This is a genomic window from Sinorhizobium arboris LMG 14919 (assembly GCF_000427465.1).
Classification (GTDB): domain Bacteria; phylum Pseudomonadota; class Alphaproteobacteria; order Rhizobiales; family Rhizobiaceae; genus Sinorhizobium; species Sinorhizobium arboris.
The window spans coordinates 401272-420029 of the sequence record NZ_ATYB01000008.1; the positions used below are offsets into that span (position 1 = coordinate 401272).

Consider the following 18758-nt stretch of genomic DNA (forward strand, 5'->3'; position numbering starts at 1 on the left):
AGTCAGATGAGGGGTGCTGGAGTCCAGTCACCGTCTACCCAAGGAGGTCAGCTCTTGGGTAGACGGCATTTGGAAACGGTCTGGCAGGGTTCCTTCTCCGTATCCCGATGTTAGGTTTAGCAAGCTCACTTTGAGCCAGCTGCTCAGCAAGTTTACAAATATTCAAACTCCGCGGCTGTTTCGAAAACGTCCAGCGGACCAACACCGTTCCGCGCGCCGCCGGATGAAGTTAGACAACGATTCTCAGTGGCAGGAAAAACTCGGCCGGTCCGCAGGCAGAGGATCAGATTGCGGCCGGAAAGCTCACTGTGCAGACAAGCCCGGGAGAATTGTCGGACAGGACGACCTCCCCGCCATGCAGATCCGTAATGGCTCTTACCAGGCTCAGGCCCAATCCGGTTCCCGGTGAACCGCGCGTTTTGTCGAGCCGGTAAAACCGTCGGAAAACCTTCGTCCGTTCCGCAGGCGGTATGCCCGGGCCATTGTCCGAAACGATCAGCTTCACCCATTCCGCGTCGCGGGAAAGCGTGATTTCGACAGCCGTTCCGGGAGGAGTGTGGCGAAACGCGTTGGTGAGAAGATTGACGCAAAGCTGCTTCACCAGATCCGCATCGCCGAAGATGAAGCCGGAATCTTGGCAGTCCAACGACAATCCATATCCTCCCTCCTCGGATATCGGCTTGAATGCATCGAATACGTCCAGGAGCAAGACTTGCAGGTCGATGCGCCGGAAATTTGCTTTCCTGTCCCGGGACTGGATCTGCGCGATCCGCAGGAGGGCGTCGAAGGTGGCTGAAACGCTGGACAGTTCCGCCAAGGCGGCTTCGATGGCGGGGTGGCGGGTCTGCTGCTGGGAAGAATTCAGCACTTCGTCGAGCATCAGGAAAACGCGGCCGAGGGGAGTCTTCAAATCATGTGCAATATCGGTCGTGACCTGCTTCAGAGCCGTCACGCTTGATTCCAGTTGACCGATGGCGACGTTGAACTCTGTCGACAAATGGTCGATTTCGTCCATGTGAGGAGATACTGGCAGCCTTCGCGACAGCTCGCCGTTACCTATGGCATGCGCGATCTGGATCAGACGACTGACGCGTCGACGCAGGCGCACCGAGACCAGAATGGCTCCGCCCATCCCGAGGATAAACGTGATCCCGGTCGCCCATGCGAAGCTGGTCGTCACGGTTCTCGTAAGCTTTTCGGTGTCATTGTAGCTGACGCCCACCGTCAGGTCGTAGGGGCCGAGCTCCCGGCGATAAAGCTTGTAGGCGATTGCGTTCTTGTCTGCCTGGGAAGGGAGCAGGCCCGAAAAGCCCTTGGCGGGCGTAGGAAACTCCGTGTTTCCCGCCAAAAGCTTGCCGGCCCCGTCTCTTAGATTGTAGATAGTCTCCTGGCCCCGGATCGCCGGCCCGTGGTTTTTGATCATTGCCACGGCTGCATCGATGCCCCCGGCTTCGAAGGTCAGCGAGATCTCGCGAAATCTCTCCAGCACGCTCGCATTCAAGCGCTCGTCCAGGAAGTTCAGGACCATGCGGTGGGCAATGACGTTGGCGCTCAGATTGGCCAGCGTAAACAGCAGCATGTAAACTGCCGCATGCTTGAGGGCCGTGCTCCTGAGAAAAAAACTACTGCCTGGCATGAAGCGAGTATCCGGCACCTCGCAACGTGTGAAGGAGTGGCCTGCTGTACGGCTTGTCAATTTTCGCACGCAGGCGGCTGATGTGCGTCTCGACCACGGTGCTTTGCGGATCGAAGTTGAAGTTCCAGATCCGCTCCAGGAGCATCGTTTTGGTCAGAATTCTTCCCTCATTGCGCATCAGCAGTTCCAGCAAAGAGAACTCACGGGGGAGTAGTTCTATAGACTGCCCGCCCCTTTCCGCCGTGCGACGCACAAGATCGATCTCAAGATCGGCGACTTTCAAACGGGTCTTTTCCTGCGACAGCGGTGGCCGGCGCCTCAGTGCGCCGATACGCGCCATCAGCTCCGAGAATGCAAAGGGTTTGACGAGATAATCGTCCGCCCCGGCGTCAAGGCCCTCCACTCTGTCATCGATGCCGTTCATTGCGGTCAGGAACAACACGGGCACGGGGATACCGGCTGACCGCAGCGCCTTGACCAGACTAAGCCCGTCCAGGCCAGCGACCATCCTGTCGACGATCATCACCTCATAGGAGGAGTCCAGTCCGAGCGCGAACGCGTCACGGCCATCCGTTACGTGGTCCACCGCATGTCCCGCGGACGTGAGACCCGTCGTAATATAGGAGGCAGTTTTTCCGTCATCCTCAAGCAGAAGAATTTTCATATCAACTCTCTCGGTTGCGCAGCCGGCCCGCATGTAAGCTGCATTGCAGGACTATTCCATGATTGGTCGACAGTTATGGACATAAAAGCTGAGAAACTTCGTTCACAAATTTGTAATATGCGAGTGGAGCCGTTGAAAGCTGGCTGTCTTAACTATTGAACTGCCGCTTCACATTTACCTTTGATTTGGCGCCGCGCTGCAGCCTCCCGATCGTTTCCCGTGCGGTCGAATTTGGCGCTGGTCCGCATCGGGCGGACGAGCGACGGTAATTGAGGGGAAGAGGCGGCCCGGTCTGCAGCAGGGTGAAGACTGGGCGAGCAACTCGCCCAGTCTTTGGTTTAGAAGCTGCGTTGGAGGCGAAGCATACCCCCCCAGGAACTGCCCTTGTCCGGTGCGAAACCATCCGTGTAAACGAGTTCCGGTGTAAACTCGAGGTCTTCGACGATTTCGAACTCCACGTTCGCGACGGCGGCAAAATTCTTACGCTGGTCGTAAGAGAGCTGCGTGTTGAATGTCGACTTTTCCGACAGGGGCGCGGAGAAACCGCCCCAGATCGCGTAGTCGCCTTCCCAGGTGGCGTAGCGGTTCGAGCCGTACCGGGCCCTGACCTCCCTACGGTCACCGTCCGTGCTCCACCCTCCCATCAGGAAGGCGGAGAAGCCTCCGAACTCGCCGTCAAGCCGGGCCTTGATTGCGCCTTCGTTCATCGACTCGTCGTAGCCGCCTATGACTTTTATCCCAAACTGCCCCATCGTGTAGCCGGCACCGAGTACGAAGTCGGGGAGATAGCCTTTGCCGGTGCCGTTGTCGTCTTCGAGGGCAATGACGCCCGTCAGACCGTTGCCCCCATCGTAGTTGTAGGCGATGTAGTTGGTCTGGAACGGTCCGTATTTGGTGAACCAGTCGCTCATCACGTTGCCCGCATAGTCGCCGAAGACAGTGAAGTTCGACTCGCCCGCACCGAGTTGGAAGCCGGCGAAATCGATATACCCGAAATAGAACCACGTCTGAGGCGTCGAACCGGTGCCCGAGGAGGCGAAGTACGGACCGCCATAGCCGCCATGGTAATCGAAGCGGATTTCAGCATAGGTCTTCAAAGCGCCGTATTCGGTATCCGAAGCGGTTGAGAAGCCCAGGAGTGCGCGGGAGCGCGCGTCAAAGGAATCGCCGTAGCCATCACGATCGGAGTCGCGGCCGAGAGCTTCGCCGGCTCTAGTTTCGGCGCGGATGTAACCGCTGATACGGAGGCAAGTTTCCGTACCTGGGATATAGAAATAGCCTTTGCCGAATGCATCGCACACCCGGACATATTCCATTGGCTCCGGCTCAGCCGCGACGACGGCATCCGCTGCATATGCGTAAGTGGAAGTTGACGCTGCAAGGGCTGCTAGCGCGGCGAGTTGGATCGATTTCATTTTTCACCTCAATAGAACGACTCCCCGCGTTGCCGGGGCCGCCCCAATTGGCTCGCCTAGATTCTCAGCACGTTTTCATGAAATTTACAGCCGTGTAAGGTTATGATTGCCGATCCGAACGTTGCATTTCAGTCACACCGAAAAGAGGCGGTCACAGTTATGTAACGATCTCGCAATAATAGTTGATATCGCAATCTGTGCCGCTTATATGTGAGTATTAACTTGTCATATAATATTAGATGGACACGACTTTACTTATTTGTAATGATTGCGAAAGGCAGGAGATATTCTTGTGATTTAGCTTATCCCCGTTGCGATGACGCAATGTCACAACGAGGATAAAACGATGAAAGCTACGATCGCCATTGCGGCTGTTCTCATTACCGTTATCGGCACGCCTGCACTTGCAAGAAACGGAGTGACTTCAACGACTTTGCTCGGCAGAATCGTCGCCGGTCACGGCATGCCGGGCGATACGGCGCGATCCAAGTCCGACCCCGATGTAACCTTCCGTGTGCTCGACAATGGAAAGGTCGAGCGGACCAACAGCCGGCTTGGTACCGTCTTTATTACCAATCCCAGGGCGGAATGGAGCCGGACGTCGCTCAGCCGTTGAGCGTTCGGTTGCGTAGCAGGGGCAGCACCTGAGAGGGTGGGTGGTGCGATCATAAGCGCTGCTCACCCGGCGGGGCGAACGCTCTTGAAAAATGATGCGAGATCCGGCTCCTCCCAGATCGCTTCGGCCGGGTCTCGAATTGTCTGAGGAGGCGAAGATTCAGTCGGTGAACTCGGCGACCACCCCTGGCTTGACCATCGCCGCCAGTTCCTCCGCGTCCCAGTTCGTCAGGCGAACGCAGCCGTGTGACTGAGCTTTATCGATCAAGGACGGCTCGGGTGTCCCATGGATTCCATAGGTGGGCTCCGTCAGATCGATCCAGACGGTTCCCACCGGATTATTGGGCCCCTTGGGAAGGGTCAGCGCCTTGTCGTTGCCGCCCTGCTTGAAATTGACGTCGGGGTCGTATTCGTAAGGCGGCATGCGCGCGACCCCTTTGACCTTGTGGGTGCCCGTGGGGGAGGGGGACGCTTCGCTGCCGATGGAGGCGGGATACGCAGCGAGCGGCGAACCATCTTCGGCGAATGCCAGAACTTGCCCCGTTCGCTTGCGCACTTCTATCCTTTTGACCGCGCCTTCCTTCGCGACGCCGGGCTTTGCAACCCAAACCGTCTCCCCGACGGTAAATGACGACGCCGGATTCAACGTCTTGAGGAGGTCGATGTCCATGTGAAACCGCTCGGACAATCTCTCCTCGACGCTTGTGTAGCCGAGATGATCCATCTTGGCCTGCTCGGAATAGTCGTGGGGGATCGCATCGACGAGATCCTTGGCGTCGTCTTCCGTGATGACATAGGACTGAATGGCAGGCTGGTCCTGCGGGAGCCGGCTGACGACCTCGGGGTCCAGCTTTCCATCGACGGGAAGACGGTGCATGGCTTCGAAACCCGCAACGGCCTTGGAGACGTTCTCGCCGTAGTAGCCGTCGATCACCCCGGGAGAGGATCCCGCGCGGTCCAGGAGAACCTGGAGATGGATGATGGCGGGATCCGGGTGAGGCGGTTCCTTCGGCGGCCGTTCCGGCCCGATTGTGGCAATCGGAGCATTATTGATCGCTTGCGGCTGCAGTTCTTGAGCACTGGCGGTCGAGTGGAGGCCCAATGACAGGGCGGTTGCGATAAAGATGATGTTCTTCATGAACATCAAATGGACAGCCCGCCCGACTTGTTCCGCCGGTTGATTTCCTTGCTCTCGGAGGTGGATGCGGCGTGCGTGTTGCACGCCGCAAGGGCGCTAGGCCGTCAGAGCGCCGCTTTGATCTTCTCGGCGGCCTCAGGCGAGACCCACTTGATCCAGAGGTCCTCGTTCTCTTCGAGGAAGCGCTTCGCACCTTCTTCACCACTGGCCTGATTGTCGGTCATCCAGGCCATGAGCCGGCTGACGGTATCGTTGCTCCAGGAGCGCTTGGTCAGATAGTCCATGACCTCGGGGCCGACCCGCTCGGAGAAGGGCTTGGCGACCAGCGTCACGATCGTATCGACCGGCCATGCGTTCGGCTGGGGGTCGGGGCAATCGACCACGGTGTTGCAGCGCTTCCATTCGGCCGCGTCGTGCGGCACGCCGGGGTCCAGCTTGACCATCTTGTATTTGCCGAGCAGGGCGGTCGGAGACCAGTAATAGGTAAGAAGACCCTCCTTGCGTTCATAGGCCTTGGCGATGGCGCCATCCAGGCCGGCGGCAGAGCCGGTGTCAACCAGGGTGAAGCCCGCTTTCTCGCCGTCGAACGCGTTGAAAAGCTGCGTCGTCACCACCGTGCCGCCCCAGCCCTGCGGTCCGTTCAGGATCGCGCCCTTGCTGGGGTCTTCGGGGGCAGGAAAGAGCTCAGGCTGCTTCAGCGCGTCGCCGATCGTCTTGATGTCAGGGTGTGCGTCGGCGAGATACTGGGGGATCCACCATCCCTGGACGCCGCCGTCCGGCAGCGGGGAGCCGACTGTGATGATACGACCGTCGTCCTGGCCCTTCTTGACGACATCGGGCAGGAGGTCGATCCATGCTTCCGGCGCGATATCGGGTTGGCCCTTCTCGGCCATGGAGGTGATCGTCGGCACGGTGTCGCCGATCGTGATCTCGGCACTGCAGCCGTAGCCTTCGTTGAGAATGAACTTGTCCAGGTTGGAGAGGACCTCGGCACTCTGCCAGTTCATGCTGGCGATAGTGACGCTCCCGCACTCGGCCGCATTCGATACCGATGCACCTGCGATAAGGCCAAGCATCAGACATGTCGATGCAAGCAGCTTCGTCATTGCACTGTTCCCTCTTCTTTTGGCGGCGCGTTATCGAAAGAGCAGGGTGCCGCGTATCCCGCTCCTTACCCCTCGTTTCCCCGCCTTGCGCTATCCGGAGTAGCCATGCCGGGCGAAGAAGCGGTCAAGCTCTCTTTGCTCCGGCACCTGACCGGTGAAGATCTCGACATATTCCGGGATACGCTTCATCCGCACGGATATATCTTCCTTCGTCTGCATCGAGATATAGCCGATCTGCACGAGATAGATCGTGCGCGCACGCACATCGGCCCGCGCCTCGTCATGCCCGAACCGCAGGAACATGCGCGTGAGCGCATCGAGCCGCTGCTGATCGGCGCGCTGGACTTCCGCAAGAATTTCAGGCGACTGCAGGGCCCAGCTTCGCACCGCGAACTCGAACTGCGAGTCGAACAGGCTGCCATCAAGCCAGCAATCGAAAACGTTGAGCATCGCTTCGGCAATCGTCTCCGCATAGGCCTCGGACTGCCTTACCAGGTTGCCGGTATTCTTTTCGCGCCAGCGCGAGACGAGCCTGTCGAGCAGTTCCTCGCGGTCCTTAAAGAACCAGTAGAAGCTCGTCCGCGAAAGATTGAGCTTCTTCGCAAGCGGCTGGATCTTCACCGCGTCGATGCCAGACTCGAGCAGGGATTCGTAGGCCGCTCCAAGCCAGACATCCGGGGAACCGCGCCAGCCGCTGTCGCTCGTGATCTGCTCCATCGTCGCTGTTTAGCAAATCGAAGGATACCTCGCAAGAAAAATGTACATCAGTGTCTCTTGCCGTGACTGCAATGCCTGATTTGTTGACACATGTGTACATTTTCACCTACGCTGCCGACACATCCAAGCCGGAGCCCCGCAGATGCCGAACGATCCTCTCCTTCAACCATACCAGCTGAAGCACCTGACGCTGCGCAACCGCATCATCGTGACGGCACACGAGCCGGCCTATCCGGAGGACGGCATGCCGAAGGAGCGCTATCGCGCCTATACGGTGGAGCGCGCGCGGGGCGGCGTGGCAATGACGATGACCGCCGGTTCGGCGGCGGTCTCGAAGGACAGCCCGCCGGTCTTCAACAATCTGCTCGCCTACAGGGACGAGATCGTGCCGTGGATAAGAGAGATGACCGATGCCGTGCACGAGGAGGGGGCGGCGATCATGATCCAACTCACGCATCTCGGCCGGCGCACGCGGTGGGACAAGGGCGATTGGCTTCCGGTCGTCGCTCCCTCTCATCACCGCGAAGCGGCGCATCGCGCCTTCCCCAAGAAGATCGAAGACTGGGACATCGAAAGGATAATCAAGGATTTCGCCGATGCGGCCGAGCGCATGAAGGCCGGCGGCATGGACGGCGTCGAACTGGAGGCCTATGGCCACCTCATCGACCAGTTCGCCTCGCCATTGACCAACGAACTCGACGGCCCTTACGGAGGCTCGCTGGACAACCGCATGCGCTTCTGTTTCGACGTTCTGAGGGCGATCCGGGCGCGGGTCGGAGACGAGTTCATCCTGGGCGTGCGATACACAGCCGATGAATGCCTCCCCGGCGGGACGGACAAGGCGGAAGGCCTGGAAATCTCGAGACGCCTGAAGGAAAGCGGGCTTATCGACTATCTGAACGTCATCCGCGGCCATATCGATACCGACCCCGGCCTGACGGATGTGATCCCGATCCAGGGCATGGCCAATTCGCCGCATCTCGATTTCGCCGGCGAGATACGCGCAGCCACGAACTTCCCAACCTTCCACGCCGCGAAGATCCCGGACGTCGCGACCGCCCGCCACGCGATCGCATCCGGCAAGGTCGACATGGTCGGGATGACACGCGCCCACATGACCGATCCGCACATCGTCCGCAAGATCATCGAGAGGCGGGAGGACGACATTCGCCCCTGCGTCGGGGCGAACTACTGTCTCGACCGCATCTATCAAGGCGGTGCAGCCTACTGCATCCATAATGCCGCGACCGGACGCGAGCTGACGATGCCGCACACGATCGCCAAGGCAGACCGCCGCAGGAAGGTGGTCGTCATCGGGTCCGGCCCCGCCGGTCTCGAGGCGGCGCGCGTGGCCGGGGAGCGTGGCCACGAAGTGGTCGTTTTCGAGGCGGCCGGCGATCCCGGCGGCCAGATCCGCCTCACCGCACAGAGCCCGCGCCGCCGCGAAATGATCAGCATCATCGACTGGCGTATGAGCCAATGCGAAAAGCTGGGCGTCACCTTCCATTTCAATACATGGGCGGAAGCGGAGACCATTGAGGCGGAAAAACCCGACGTCGTCATCGTCGCCACAGGCGGTCTTCCGCATTCGGAGGTGCTGTCGAGGGGCAACGAACTCGTCGTCTCTGCCTGGGATATCATTTCGGGCGATGCCAAGCCGGGCAGCAACGTCCTGATCTTCGATGACGCCGGCGACCATGCCGCTCTGCAGGCTGCCGAATTTCTCGCCAATTCCGGTGCCAGGGTCGAAATCATGACGCCCGACCGCTCCTTCGCGCCGGAAGTCATGGCGATGAACCTCGTGCCCTACATGCGATCTTTGCAGAAACTGGATGTCACCTTTACCGTGACCTACCGGCTGGAAGCGGTCGAGAAGAGCGGCAATCAACTGATCGCTCATGTGGGCAGCGATTACGGCGGCGTCTCCAAACAGCGGACGTTCGACCAGGTGGTCGTCAATCACGGGACCATCCCGCTCGACGAACTCTATTTCGAGCTGAAGCCCTTCTCCAGCAACCTGGGTGAGATCGCGCACGACCAGCTGATCGCCGGGCAGCCGCAATCCGTCGTGCGCAACCCCGAGGGCAAGTTCCAGCTTTTCCGCATCGGCGATGCGGTTGCCGCGCGCAACACGCATGCAGCAATCTACGACGCGCTTCGGCTTCTCAAGGATATCTGACGCCGGGCAAGTTCGCAGGCCTTTCGGCCTTCCGCTTCGCCCTTGTCGCGTTGCCACGCCCAGAGATACCGGATAACGGAAGATAGAGCCGTTGGCAGGGATATCAGCCATCGGTGTCCGGTCCGTCTGCGATAAGGCGGTCCAGCTCGGGCAGGATGATATCGACCAGCTCCTTCGGGGCTTCGCCCGCAGCATAGACCCGCCGGGGATCGGCCCGGCTTTTCATTGCCTCGAACTCGTCGTAGGTCATGAGAACGTAGCGCGGTTTGCGGTGCTGCGTGATGGCGACCGGCTGACGGTCGGCCGCCATGGTGACGGTCTTGATGTTGCGCAGCAGGTCGACGGTGCTGAATTTCTGCATCGGCCGCCTCCTTGGTAAAGACGATTTATACGAATGATTTGACTATTTGTAAGCCTAACAGGACTTGAAGCTTCCTGGGTGGGCCGAAAGGGGGAGTGCCCCCTCTGCAAAGCCGGTATTTGGGTCGGGACGCCAATCGCACGGAATGACGGCGATCAAGTCTTCGTCGTCCTGACCGGGATAGCGACCGAGAGTCGCATTGAGCGCTGTTATGAGACCGTAGCCGTTGATCTGGCGCTCGTAGTCCGATGAAAATCGCATGCTTCATCTCCGCTACATATCATTCGCCGGCTCCCGGCTGATCTTGCGGGGCCCCGGCACGACCTTAACGTCACAGCGAATTTCGGCTTCCTTTCCAGTCTGTTAGCAGCCGCATCGGGGGGCTGCAATCTGTCCTGCCTCTCATCTCTGCGCTTGACACAGGGAGGAGAGGAGATCAGCGCCGCGTCCGCGGCGCGGGAAGAGTTCTTTAACCCAAGGACTTGGGCTGGCTGGATCCCTGCGGCGAGCACAGGAATGCGGTATCAGCAAGCTTGCCTGAGTATCTGGTCGACCCGGTCTTAAATTCGTCGCGAGCTAGTCCTTGTTCCGGAACGCCGCCTCTCCGGCGTCCGATACCTCGACCCACTTCTTGTCCGGCTCGGCGTCTTTGACGTAACTGTCGTGCCAGTTCCACCACTTGTAGGTGGGCGTCTGAGGGTAGCCTTCGGGTGAGTCTTCCCAGACTTCCTGGCGGCCGAGCGGCGTAATGTCGAGATAGTTCCACGTGCTGCCCATCTGCTCGTCGCCGCGATTGTTGATGAAATAGGTACGGAACACGCGGTCGCCGTCGCGATAGAACACGTTCGTGCCGTGCCACTCGTCCACTCCAAAGTCAGCGTCGAAGCTGTCTGTCACCGTGAACCAGGGCATCTGCCAGCCCATGCGCGCCTTCAGCCGGGCTATATCCGCCTGGGGTGCCCGCGAGACGAAAACGAGGGTTGTGTCACGGGCGTTCAGGTGGGCGAGGTGTGCCACCTGATCGGCCACCATGGAGCAGCCCCTGCATGCGTGGTCGGGCCAGCCGAATACGCCCGGTTCGAAGAAAGCGCGATAGACGATCAGCTGACGACGGTCATCGAACAGGTCGACGAGGGTGACCTTGCCCGCTGGTCCCTCGAACGCATACTCCTTCTCCACCGCCATCCACGGCATTCGCCGGCGCTCGGCGGCCAGCGCGTCGCGCGCTCGGGTCAGGGCCTTTTCCTTGATGAGCAGCTGCTGGCGCGCGGCCTCCCAAGCCTGTGGCGAGACGACGGGTGGCGTGTGCATTGGTTTCGTCATGGCTTGGCACCTCCAGTTTGTGCGCTTGACAATCTATGTGCATTGGCGCGCCCCTTTGACGCGAAACCCGACCGCGGCCCATTCTCTGGCTGTCGGGCACGAAGTAGTTTGGCACCGGAAAGCCGATGGCGGGAGTAACAAGTGTGGCGCCATTCGATTGGCGCTGGTGGTGGCCTGCGTGGCTTCCGACATATCGCGTGAGGTCGGCTGGGACGTGTCGCTCGAGCGGAACTGACCTAGATTACGCAGGTGCACTGGAAGAACGTGGCCGCGAATGATCGTATTCCTGGACTTCGAAGCATCGTCTCTGAGCAAGAAAAGCTTTCCCATAGAGGTCGCCTGGGTCTTCGAGGACGGCCGCTCGCGTTCCTATCTGATACGGCCGGCACCGGATTGGACAGACTGGTCCGCCGAGGCCGAGGCAGTCCACGGCATATCGAGGGATCTGCTTCGGGCAGACGGGCTCTCTGTCGCGTTCGTCGCCGAAGAGATGATCCGTGACCTAGCCGGGCACCAGCTTTATGCCAGCGCACCCTCCTGGGACGGAAAGTGGCTGAGCGTGCTGCTGAGAGCTGCCGGGCTGCCAAGGCATGCTCTACGACTGGCAAAGTCCGACGAAGCCTTCCTCGATGCGGCACGGCGCAGGATGGGCGAGAGGTTTTCGGATCAGGAGGTATCGGACCTGGTCCGCGGCGTCATCGGCGTAACCGGGCCGCCGCCCGTCCATAGAGCGCTCCCTGATGCGTGCCTGGAACTGGATCGGTTGAGACTGGTCAGCAAGGCGGCAGCGGAGCGTGCCGGATCGCCGTAGATCGTGGTCACGTTCCCAGTCTGCGGCGCCGCGGAGCGGCTTTACATTTCTTTACATTCGCCCGGAACGGTCGAAACGTTGCCCGCTTACCTTCCTCCATCGCAGCAGGTGCTGCGGAGCAAAGGAGACTGGCAATGGAAAACGAAGACAAGGACCTGTCGGGGTCGGGCGCCGGCAAGGCCGTTTCGAAAGGATGGGGACGGCACGCGGCGATCGGCGGCCTCGCAGCCGTCGCCGCCGTCAGCGCGGTCGGATTTGCAGCCGCGCGTAGCGACGATTTCGGCTTCGGCATGGGCCGTTTCGGCATGGGCGGCCATGTGATGCACGCGCATATGGGAGGTGGTGGCTTTATGGAACACCGGATCGGCAGCATCCTCGACGAGCTCGATGCGACACCCGAACAGGAAGACAAGCTTTGGGACATCATCGACAATGCCCGCGCCGAAATCAGACCGACTTTCCGGGACTTCCGCGAGACGCGCGAAGAGGTTATCGAACTCCTGGGCGCGCCGGGCATCGACCGGGCCGCCGCCGAGAAACTTCGCAGCGAACGCATTGCAGCCATTGACGAGGCCTCGCGCAAGATGACGGCCGCGCTGCTCGACGCGGCCGAAGTGCTGACGCCGGAGCAGCGCGTCAAGCTCGTCAAGCATTTGAAGGAGCGCAGGGGCCACGGCCGGTGGTAAATATGAGTCGGGCGGAAGATTGAACGGAGCGCATGGATGGCGGAAAGGGTCTTGATTGTTGACGATGACACGCGCCTCTCCGCCATGCTCTCCGATTATCTCTCCGGAAGCGGCTACACCGTCGATACTGCGGCGACGGCCACGGCGGGCATCGCCGAACTCGGGCGCCGCAACCCTGACGTCGTTATCCTCGACGTCATGCTGCCGGATTACGATGGCTTCGAGACCTGCCGACGCATACGTGCGGTATCGGACGTCCCCATATTGATGCTCACTGCCAAAGGCGAGGAGACGGATCGCATCGTCGGGCTGGAGCTCGGGGCCGACGATTATCTGCCCAAGCCCTTCAATCCGCGCGAGCTTCTGGCGCGGTTGAAGGCGATCCTGCGCCGCCGAAACGGGAGCGCCACGGTTACGCGGACCCTTCGCTTCGGACGGCTGGAGATCGATCCCGGTTCCCGCTCCGTCAGAATCGACGGCCGCGAATGTGCACTGACCAGCTACCAGTTCGACCTGCTTGTGACGCTCGCCGAAAATGCAGGCCGTACGCTCTCGCGCGAACAATTGATGGACGCGGTCAAGGGCGAGGAGCTGGACGCTTTCGACCGCTCCATCGATGTCCACATCTCGCGCATCAGGGCGGCCATCGAGAGCGACCCCAAACATCCGAGGCGCATCATTACCGTGCGCGGCGCCGGCTATGTCTTTGCCCGCTATCAGGACGATACGAGATAGAGCGATGCGCAGCCGGCTGTTTCTGAAAATCTATCTGACGCTGCTCGCGAGCCTTGCCGCGGTCGCCGTCGCGAGCGCCGCATTCGTATGGCTGGGGCAGGGCGAGGAGGAGTCCGGGTGGCAGAGCCAGCGTGCCCGGTTCGTCGCCGCGCTGATTCCGCCCGACATGGACAGCGGATCGGTCGAGGCGACGCTTGAGCGGTTTTCAAGGGCCTTCGGCGCTGACATCGCCGTATATGACCCGCGGGGCAGGCTGATCGCGAGCGCAGGCCGCCCGCTCCCGCGCGACATTCTCGACAAGTCCTGGCGCCACGGCAGAGGCAACTTTCACACCATGGTGACCGAACTGCCTGACGGCCGCGCCGTGGCTGCGCGTATGGAGCGGCCTTTGCGCCCGTCGGGCCGCAATCCGCTCGCCTACCTGGCACTGATCGCCGCCGTCATCGGGGTCGCCGCCTATCCGGTGGTGCGTCACCTTACCCGCCGCCTGGAGCGGTTGCGTGCGGGCGTGGATGCCTGGGGCAGGGGCGATTTCGTGGCTCGCGTGCCGGAAGACGGCAGCGACGAGGTGGCGGCGGTGGCCAAGAGCTTCAACAGGGCCGCCGACCATGTCGAGCGGCTGATCAAGTCACACCGGGCTCTGCTCGCAAATGCCAGTCATGAGTTGCGCTCTCCGCTCGCGCGGCTGCGCATGGCGATCGATCTCTACGAACAGGCACCGAACGCGAACCGAAAGGAGGAAGTCATCCGCAACCTTTCCGAGCTGGACGTGCTGATCGAGGAAATCCTGCTGGCGAGCAGGCTTGACCACGTCGAGGAACTCGATGCGCTGGAGTCTGTGGACCTTCTGGCTCTGGTCTCGGAAGAGGGCGCACGCAACGGTGTGGAGGTTTCCGGAACGCCTGCGACGGTCGAAGGCGATGCGCGGCTGCTCCGCAGACTTGTGCGCAATCTCCTGCAGAACGCGCTGCACCACGGCGGTCCACCTGTCACAGCCACCGTCGCGCAGGCCGACGGTGCTGCGATACTCCGGGTCCGCGATCACGGGACCGGTATAGCGAATAGCGAGGGCGACCGCGTTTTCGAGCCATTCTACCGCCCGTCGGGTCGCAGCGAGGCTGCGGGCGGCTGGGGCCTGGGGCTGGCGCTGGTGCGCCAGATCGCCGAACGCCACGGCGGCACCGTGCGTTACGAATCTCCGCCCGGCGGCGGCGCCTGTTTCGTCGTGACGCTGCCTGCGTACCAACGGACGCCTTTGAGAGCCGAGGGAGGGTAGCCTACCGCACCCAAGCGCGGGAGAAATCGTCAGGTTGTCATATCTAACATTACACAACCTAAAGATGTGAAAATCAGATAACGCAGGTTATGGAACTAGCGACCACGGTTTGCACAAACTCTTGCAGTCAGCCGATGGTTCTGGCTCCTCAATACATAACTGCATTGAGCGTGACGTAGACAGGCGAACCCGCCTTGAACTGTGTGCTGCCACGCGCGACCAGCCAGCCATCCGCACGCTCCAGGCGCGCAACGATCCGCAGCGTTGGCGAATCAGCCAGGCTAACGGACGGAGACAAGGAAAATGCTATCGACTTTGACCTGCCGTCGCTTTCGATCCGCGTTTCCGCAGCGCGTCGTCGCGCTTTGTCCTGAATGGCGGGATCCTCGAGGTAAATCTCAAGATAGCCTTCCGGGACCGCGCCGTCCTCGAACGTGACTGCGCCGCGAATCTCTCCCGGTTGCGCAACGACTGGTCCGGCGACCGCGGCGACAGCCGCAGCTCCGACGGTCATCAAAACTGTGCGGCGGTCGGTCGGGCGCTTCATCACACACTCTCCCTGGATGTCCAGCTGAACCTGTACGGCAGCGGCATTACCGCTCTGCTTGCGCGTCCGAAAGGACGCACCATGCTGCAGATGGGGCGCCTGAAAGCGCCCCATCTGCTATCGGGTCAGATAATAATGAAGTCCGCCGCCGAAAGCCTCAGGTTTGTGCTCAGCTGCGCATATTGAATCGCCGCGATCTCTCCGGTGCCGTCGGCGTCATAGGACAAGACGCCGCTATCGGCATCGTAGATGATGCGGTCGTCGGCATCATGAGCGACGCCTCCCGCACTCCCATAAAATGCACCCAGGGCGAGAGCGCCCTCGCCACCCACGCTCTCAAAGATGAGATTGTCCAGCAGGATCGTGTCGTCGATGACGTTGAAGTCCTTGATCCAGTCGATATTGCCGTTCCCAAGCGCCGTCGAGAAACGGAATGTATCCTCTCCCGCGCCGCCGATGAGGGTGTCGGCAGCCAGACCGCCATCCAGCAGATCGCTGCCTCCCCCGCCAATGAGCGTGTCCGATCCCGCAACACCCGGTTGGGCCGGCGCAGGGGGAAACTCGACCGATACGTTCAACTCATATGTCGAACCTGCGGGGACGGCTTCCGCCCAGCCATCGCCAGGCGCCGTAGGTGACCAGCTGCCTTCCAGTATGTAATAGGTTCCGGTCTCCTGAGTCACGAATACCAGGCTTGAATCCCGGTTGCTCGTGGAGCCGGGATCGCCGCCGCCGTCATCGTTCTGAGCAACGATGTTGCCGGCGCTGTCGAGCAGCCTGACCCAACTGTCATGGACATTCGGATCGGCAATGCCGTCAATGTCGATCGTAATGACCGTGCCGGCCGCCAGGTTGATTTTATAGTATCCGCCCTGGCCGTTGCCGGTGGCGTTGACGGTCGTATGAAGGATCGTCGTCGAATCGAAGATATCGCGGTCGCTGGTGAGGGAAAAGTTGTTTGAGATGTCGAACGCGGCTGCGATCGAGTTGTTCGCCGCATCCGGCCCCAGCGTGGCGTAGCCGCTTCCCATGCCCGGGCGAGGCGGCGCGTCTCCCTGATAGGCAAAATCGCCGAGCAGGGTGTCGTCACCCCGGCCGCCGTCGATCGTGTCGTTCCCCCCTTGGCCAGTCAACACATTGGCTGCGCCGTTGCCCGTCAGTCGGTCGCCAAATCCCGAACCGGCAAGATTTTCGATGGAGATATATGTATCTCCGCCGGACTTGCCTCCAGCGAGACTAAGCCTCACACCGCTCGTCGCGTCAGAGTAGTCCGCCGTGTCGCTGCCGGCGCCGCCGTTCAATCTGTCGGCGCCGCCGCCGCCGGTCATCGTATCGTCGCCGGCTCCCCCGGAGAGCTCATTGGCCAGCGCATTGCCGATGAGATGGTCATCGAATGACGAACCGACGGCATTTTCAAAGCCGACGAGAATATCGTGCCGGATAACTGCGCCTCGCCCGACGATTTGCGCAGGACCATCACCGTCGCCACCGTTGGCCGTGCCGTTGGCAAGATCGATCGTCACGCCGTCCGGGCTGCCCGCGTAGACGACCGTATCAATGCCGGAACCACCATCCAGGTAGTCCTGCCCGGAGCCACCGATGAGCGTGTCGTTGCCGGCTTCGCCATACAGGATGTCGCCATCGTTGCCGCCGTCCAGGATGTCATCGCCGCCGCCGCCATTGAAATAATCCCCGCCGCCCTGGCCCCAGAAATGATTTGCGGCGGATGTGCCGATGAAGCGGTCGATGCGGTCATCGGAACCGATCAGATTTTCGATGCTGTAGAAAGTGTCGCCCGAGGCGGTGCCGCCGCTGGCGACATTCGTTGCGAGGTTGACGAGCAGTTGGAAAGGGCTTTCCTTGCTAAAATCGACAGTATCGACGCCTGCACCGCCCCTGAATATATCCACTCCGTCCTGGCCGATCAGCGTATCGTCACCGGCGCCCCCGTCGAGAATATCGTTGCCTTGGCCGCCGAGGATGGTGTCATTGCCGCCACCGCCGTAGAGCGTGTCGTTGCCATCATCGCTTTCGGTCTGGTCCTCAAGATCCTCGACATCGATCGTGTTGTTGATGTCGCGGCTGGCGAGCGAGTCGCGGCCGCCGATGATCAGGTCGTCTCCTCCCTGGCCGAAAATCGTGTCGTCGCCGGCGCCGCCGTCGAGCGTATCATTTCCGTTGCCGCCGAAGATGATGCTGGTCATCGTGTTGTCGCCGGCGCTGGGCGGGGTCTCGCCGCCGCCGCCCGGCTGGGTCGTCGCCTCGTCGGCGTAGATGATGTTTTCGACGTTGGCGATTTTCCTGATTTTCAGGTGCCTGGATAGGAGGATGACCGTGTCGTTGCCGCCATTGGCCTCCTCACGAACGATGTCCCCCAGGGAATCGACGAAATAGATATCGTCGCCGCCGTTGCCGGCCATGCGGTCGCCGCCGCTGCGGCCGTCCAGGGTATTGGCGCCGTCATTGCCGATCAGGATGTCGTCAAACCTGCTGCCGATCCCGTTCTCGATGTAATAGTCGGCTCCATCCGCATTGTGTCCGGCGAAGATCGACACGTTATTGCTATGACCGTTGACACTCGAGAACTGTCCGGCGCGCAAGTCGAGGATCGTACCCGCGGTCGAGCCGGAGAAGTCGATCGTGTCGGTGCCGCCGGTGTCATGAATCGCGAAGCCGATGTCATGCTGCATGCCCGAGGAGGTCAACTGGTAGCCGTACTGGGTGCTCCCGAAGCCGTAGACATTGTCCCCTGTGTTAAGGTCTATGTGCTGATAGGTGCGCACTCCATTCTCGTCGACGGTTGAGAAAAAGCGGCGTATGACCGCCTCGATGTCGGCCATAAGCGGCGTCGAGGCAGACCAGCGGCTGGTTTCCCCGACGTCGATCCCATCGAAATAGGACATGACGCTGTATTGCTGGCGATCATAAGTCCAGGTCGCATTGTTCAGATAGTTGATCTGCACGCCGCCGGGACCGCTGTAGTTGTAGAGCCCAGGATGGTTCAGCCCGAACTCATGGCCGAACTCATGGATGAAGGAATCGAAGACATAACCGCCGATATCCGTCTTATTGGGTTCCGTGTCGTGGAAACGCTGACCGATGCTGACATAACGGTTGCTCGAATAGGCGCTGCCATCGTCCTCCTCGCCGAGCTCGGGGCTGACGACCTCCATCCAGTCCGTCGTGCCGTCGAACGGTGCGTCGTCGACGATCTCGAATTTTAGAGGGGTGACAGACGCCCACATCTGCAGGGCGCCGATTGCGGCGGCCTTGTACTCGGGGTGATCGTTGAGCTCGTAAACGTTGATCCTCAGCGTTCCCGCAGCCAGTTCTGGCGTGAGACTGCGGGGCAACGCCCCAAGGTAGTCAAGAAAGGACTCATAGTCCTCGCTCTTGCCATAAGGGTTATCCGGCGTCTGATCGTTGACCCACCAATTGTCGCTGGTCTGGCTAGGGTTCGGCATCGTAAGCTTCCCTCTCTGACGATTGTGCGCATTTACGGCTGTGCCGTTCTGCAGCTGCCAATTTTCCACCCGCACGCATGGCGTG

Annotated in this window: 17 protein-coding genes; 6 read left to right on the forward strand and 11 right to left on the reverse strand. The window is 60.8% G+C overall.

All coding sequences use genetic code 11. The annotated features are described in order from the left end of the window. Nucleotides 1-283 precede the first annotated feature (283 nt). The 3 genes from SINAR_RS1000000137295 to SINAR_RS0102595 all read right to left on the reverse strand — a co-directional run bounded on the left by SINAR_RS1000000137295 (nucleotide 284) and on the right by SINAR_RS0102595 (nucleotide 3715). On the reverse strand, nucleotides 284-1636 hold the full coding sequence (locus tag SINAR_RS1000000137295; protein ID WP_027997593.1) for a sensor histidine kinase: 1353 nt from the start codon (nucleotides 1634-1636) through the stop codon (nucleotides 284-286). Further along, complete coding sequence (locus SINAR_RS0102590) at nucleotides 1623-2300, reverse strand: winged helix-turn-helix domain-containing protein (protein ID WP_027997594.1); 678 nt, start codon at nucleotides 2298-2300, stop codon at nucleotides 1623-1625. The genes SINAR_RS1000000137295 and SINAR_RS0102590 overlap by 14 nt, the downstream gene beginning before the upstream one ends. Nucleotides 2301-2638: 338 nt before the next feature. Next, entirely contained in the window at nucleotides 2639-3715 is a 1077-nt protein-coding gene (locus tag SINAR_RS0102595) for a porin (RefSeq protein ID WP_027997595.1), read from the reverse strand. 346 nt (nucleotides 3716-4061) lie between these two features. Here SINAR_RS0102595 and SINAR_RS01000000132980 point away from each other — a divergent pair, with 346 nt between their 5' ends. Next, the gene (locus SINAR_RS01000000132980; protein WP_084616958.1) at nucleotides 4062-4331 is read left to right on the forward strand and encodes a hypothetical protein; all 270 of its coding nucleotides are present in this window, start codon (nucleotides 4062-4064) and stop codon (nucleotides 4329-4331) included. A gap of 159 nt (nucleotides 4332-4490) precedes the next feature. Here the strand turns inward: SINAR_RS01000000132980 and SINAR_RS0102605 are convergent, their stop codons facing one another. The 3 genes from SINAR_RS0102605 to SINAR_RS0102615 all read right to left on the reverse strand — a co-directional run bounded on the left by SINAR_RS0102605 (nucleotide 4491) and on the right by SINAR_RS0102615 (nucleotide 7291). Further along, complete coding sequence (locus SINAR_RS0102605; protein ID WP_027997596.1) at nucleotides 4491-5474, reverse strand: L,D-transpeptidase family protein; 984 nt, start codon at nucleotides 5472-5474, stop codon at nucleotides 4491-4493. Between the two features lie 98 nt (nucleotides 5475-5572). Continuing rightward, nucleotides 5573-6574: an ABC transporter substrate-binding protein gene (locus SINAR_RS0102610; RefSeq protein ID WP_027997597.1), complete on the reverse strand. Its 1002-nt coding sequence runs from the start codon at nucleotides 6572-6574 to the stop codon at nucleotides 5573-5575. Nucleotides 6575-6664: 90 nt separating this feature from the next. After that, nucleotides 6665-7291 (reverse strand): TetR/AcrR family transcriptional regulator, encoded by a 627-nt coding sequence (locus SINAR_RS0102615; protein WP_027997598.1) that lies wholly within the window; start codon nucleotides 7289-7291, stop codon nucleotides 6665-6667. Nucleotides 7292-7433: 142 nt separating this feature from the next. Between SINAR_RS0102615 and SINAR_RS0102620 the strand changes: the two genes are divergently transcribed. After that, nucleotides 7434-9470 (forward strand): NADH:flavin oxidoreductase, encoded by a 2037-nt coding sequence (locus tag SINAR_RS0102620; RefSeq protein WP_027997599.1) that lies wholly within the window; start codon nucleotides 7434-7436, stop codon nucleotides 9468-9470. Nucleotides 9471-9573: 103 nt separating this feature from the next. Here the strand turns inward: SINAR_RS0102620 and SINAR_RS0102625 are convergent, their stop codons facing one another. From SINAR_RS0102625 to SINAR_RS0102635, 3 genes are all read right to left on the reverse strand, one after another. Then, the gene (locus tag SINAR_RS0102625) at nucleotides 9574-9831 is read right to left on the reverse strand and encodes a type II toxin-antitoxin system Phd/YefM family antitoxin (protein ID WP_027997600.1); all 258 of its coding nucleotides are present in this window, start codon (nucleotides 9829-9831) and stop codon (nucleotides 9574-9576) included. Between the two features lie 54 nt (nucleotides 9832-9885). Continuing rightward, nucleotides 9886-10092 (reverse strand): hypothetical protein, encoded by a 207-nt coding sequence (locus tag SINAR_RS0102630; protein WP_027997601.1) that lies wholly within the window; start codon nucleotides 10090-10092, stop codon nucleotides 9886-9888. Between the two features lie 315 nt (nucleotides 10093-10407). Then, on the reverse strand, nucleotides 10408-11154 hold the full coding sequence (locus SINAR_RS0102635) for a DUF899 domain-containing protein (protein ID WP_027997602.1): 747 nt from the start codon (nucleotides 11152-11154) through the stop codon (nucleotides 10408-10410). A 274-nt stretch (nucleotides 11155-11428) separates the two neighbouring features. Here SINAR_RS0102635 and SINAR_RS0102640 point away from each other — a divergent pair, with 274 nt between their 5' ends. The 4 genes from SINAR_RS0102640 to SINAR_RS0102655 all read left to right on the forward strand — a co-directional run bounded on the left by SINAR_RS0102640 (nucleotide 11429) and on the right by SINAR_RS0102655 (nucleotide 14662). Further along, complete coding sequence (locus SINAR_RS0102640; protein ID WP_027997603.1) at nucleotides 11429-11965, forward strand: 3'-5' exonuclease; 537 nt, start codon at nucleotides 11429-11431, stop codon at nucleotides 11963-11965. A 134-nt stretch (nucleotides 11966-12099) separates the two neighbouring features. After that, the gene (locus SINAR_RS0102645; protein ID WP_027997604.1) at nucleotides 12100-12651 is read left to right on the forward strand and encodes a Spy/CpxP family protein refolding chaperone; all 552 of its coding nucleotides are present in this window, start codon (nucleotides 12100-12102) and stop codon (nucleotides 12649-12651) included. Nucleotides 12652-12687: 36 nt separating this feature from the next. Next, on the forward strand, nucleotides 12688-13386 hold the full coding sequence (locus tag SINAR_RS0102650) for a response regulator (protein WP_027997605.1): 699 nt from the start codon (nucleotides 12688-12690) through the stop codon (nucleotides 13384-13386). Between the two features lie 4 nt (nucleotides 13387-13390). After that, entirely contained in the window at nucleotides 13391-14662 is a 1272-nt protein-coding gene (locus tag SINAR_RS0102655; RefSeq protein ID WP_027997606.1) for a sensor histidine kinase, read from the forward strand. A 148-nt stretch (nucleotides 14663-14810) separates the two neighbouring features. On the opposite strand, the gene SINAR_RS0102660 is transcribed toward SINAR_RS0102655, so the two are convergent. After that, a complete protein-coding gene (locus tag SINAR_RS0102660) occupies nucleotides 14811-15209 on the reverse strand; it encodes a hypothetical protein (RefSeq protein ID WP_027997607.1) in 399 nt (132 codons plus the stop codon). A gap of 125 nt (nucleotides 15210-15334) precedes the next feature. Continuing rightward, complete coding sequence (locus tag SINAR_RS0102665; RefSeq protein WP_027997608.1) at nucleotides 15335-18673, reverse strand: M10 family metallopeptidase C-terminal domain-containing protein; 3339 nt, start codon at nucleotides 18671-18673, stop codon at nucleotides 15335-15337. Nucleotides 18674-18758 lie beyond the last annotated feature (85 nt).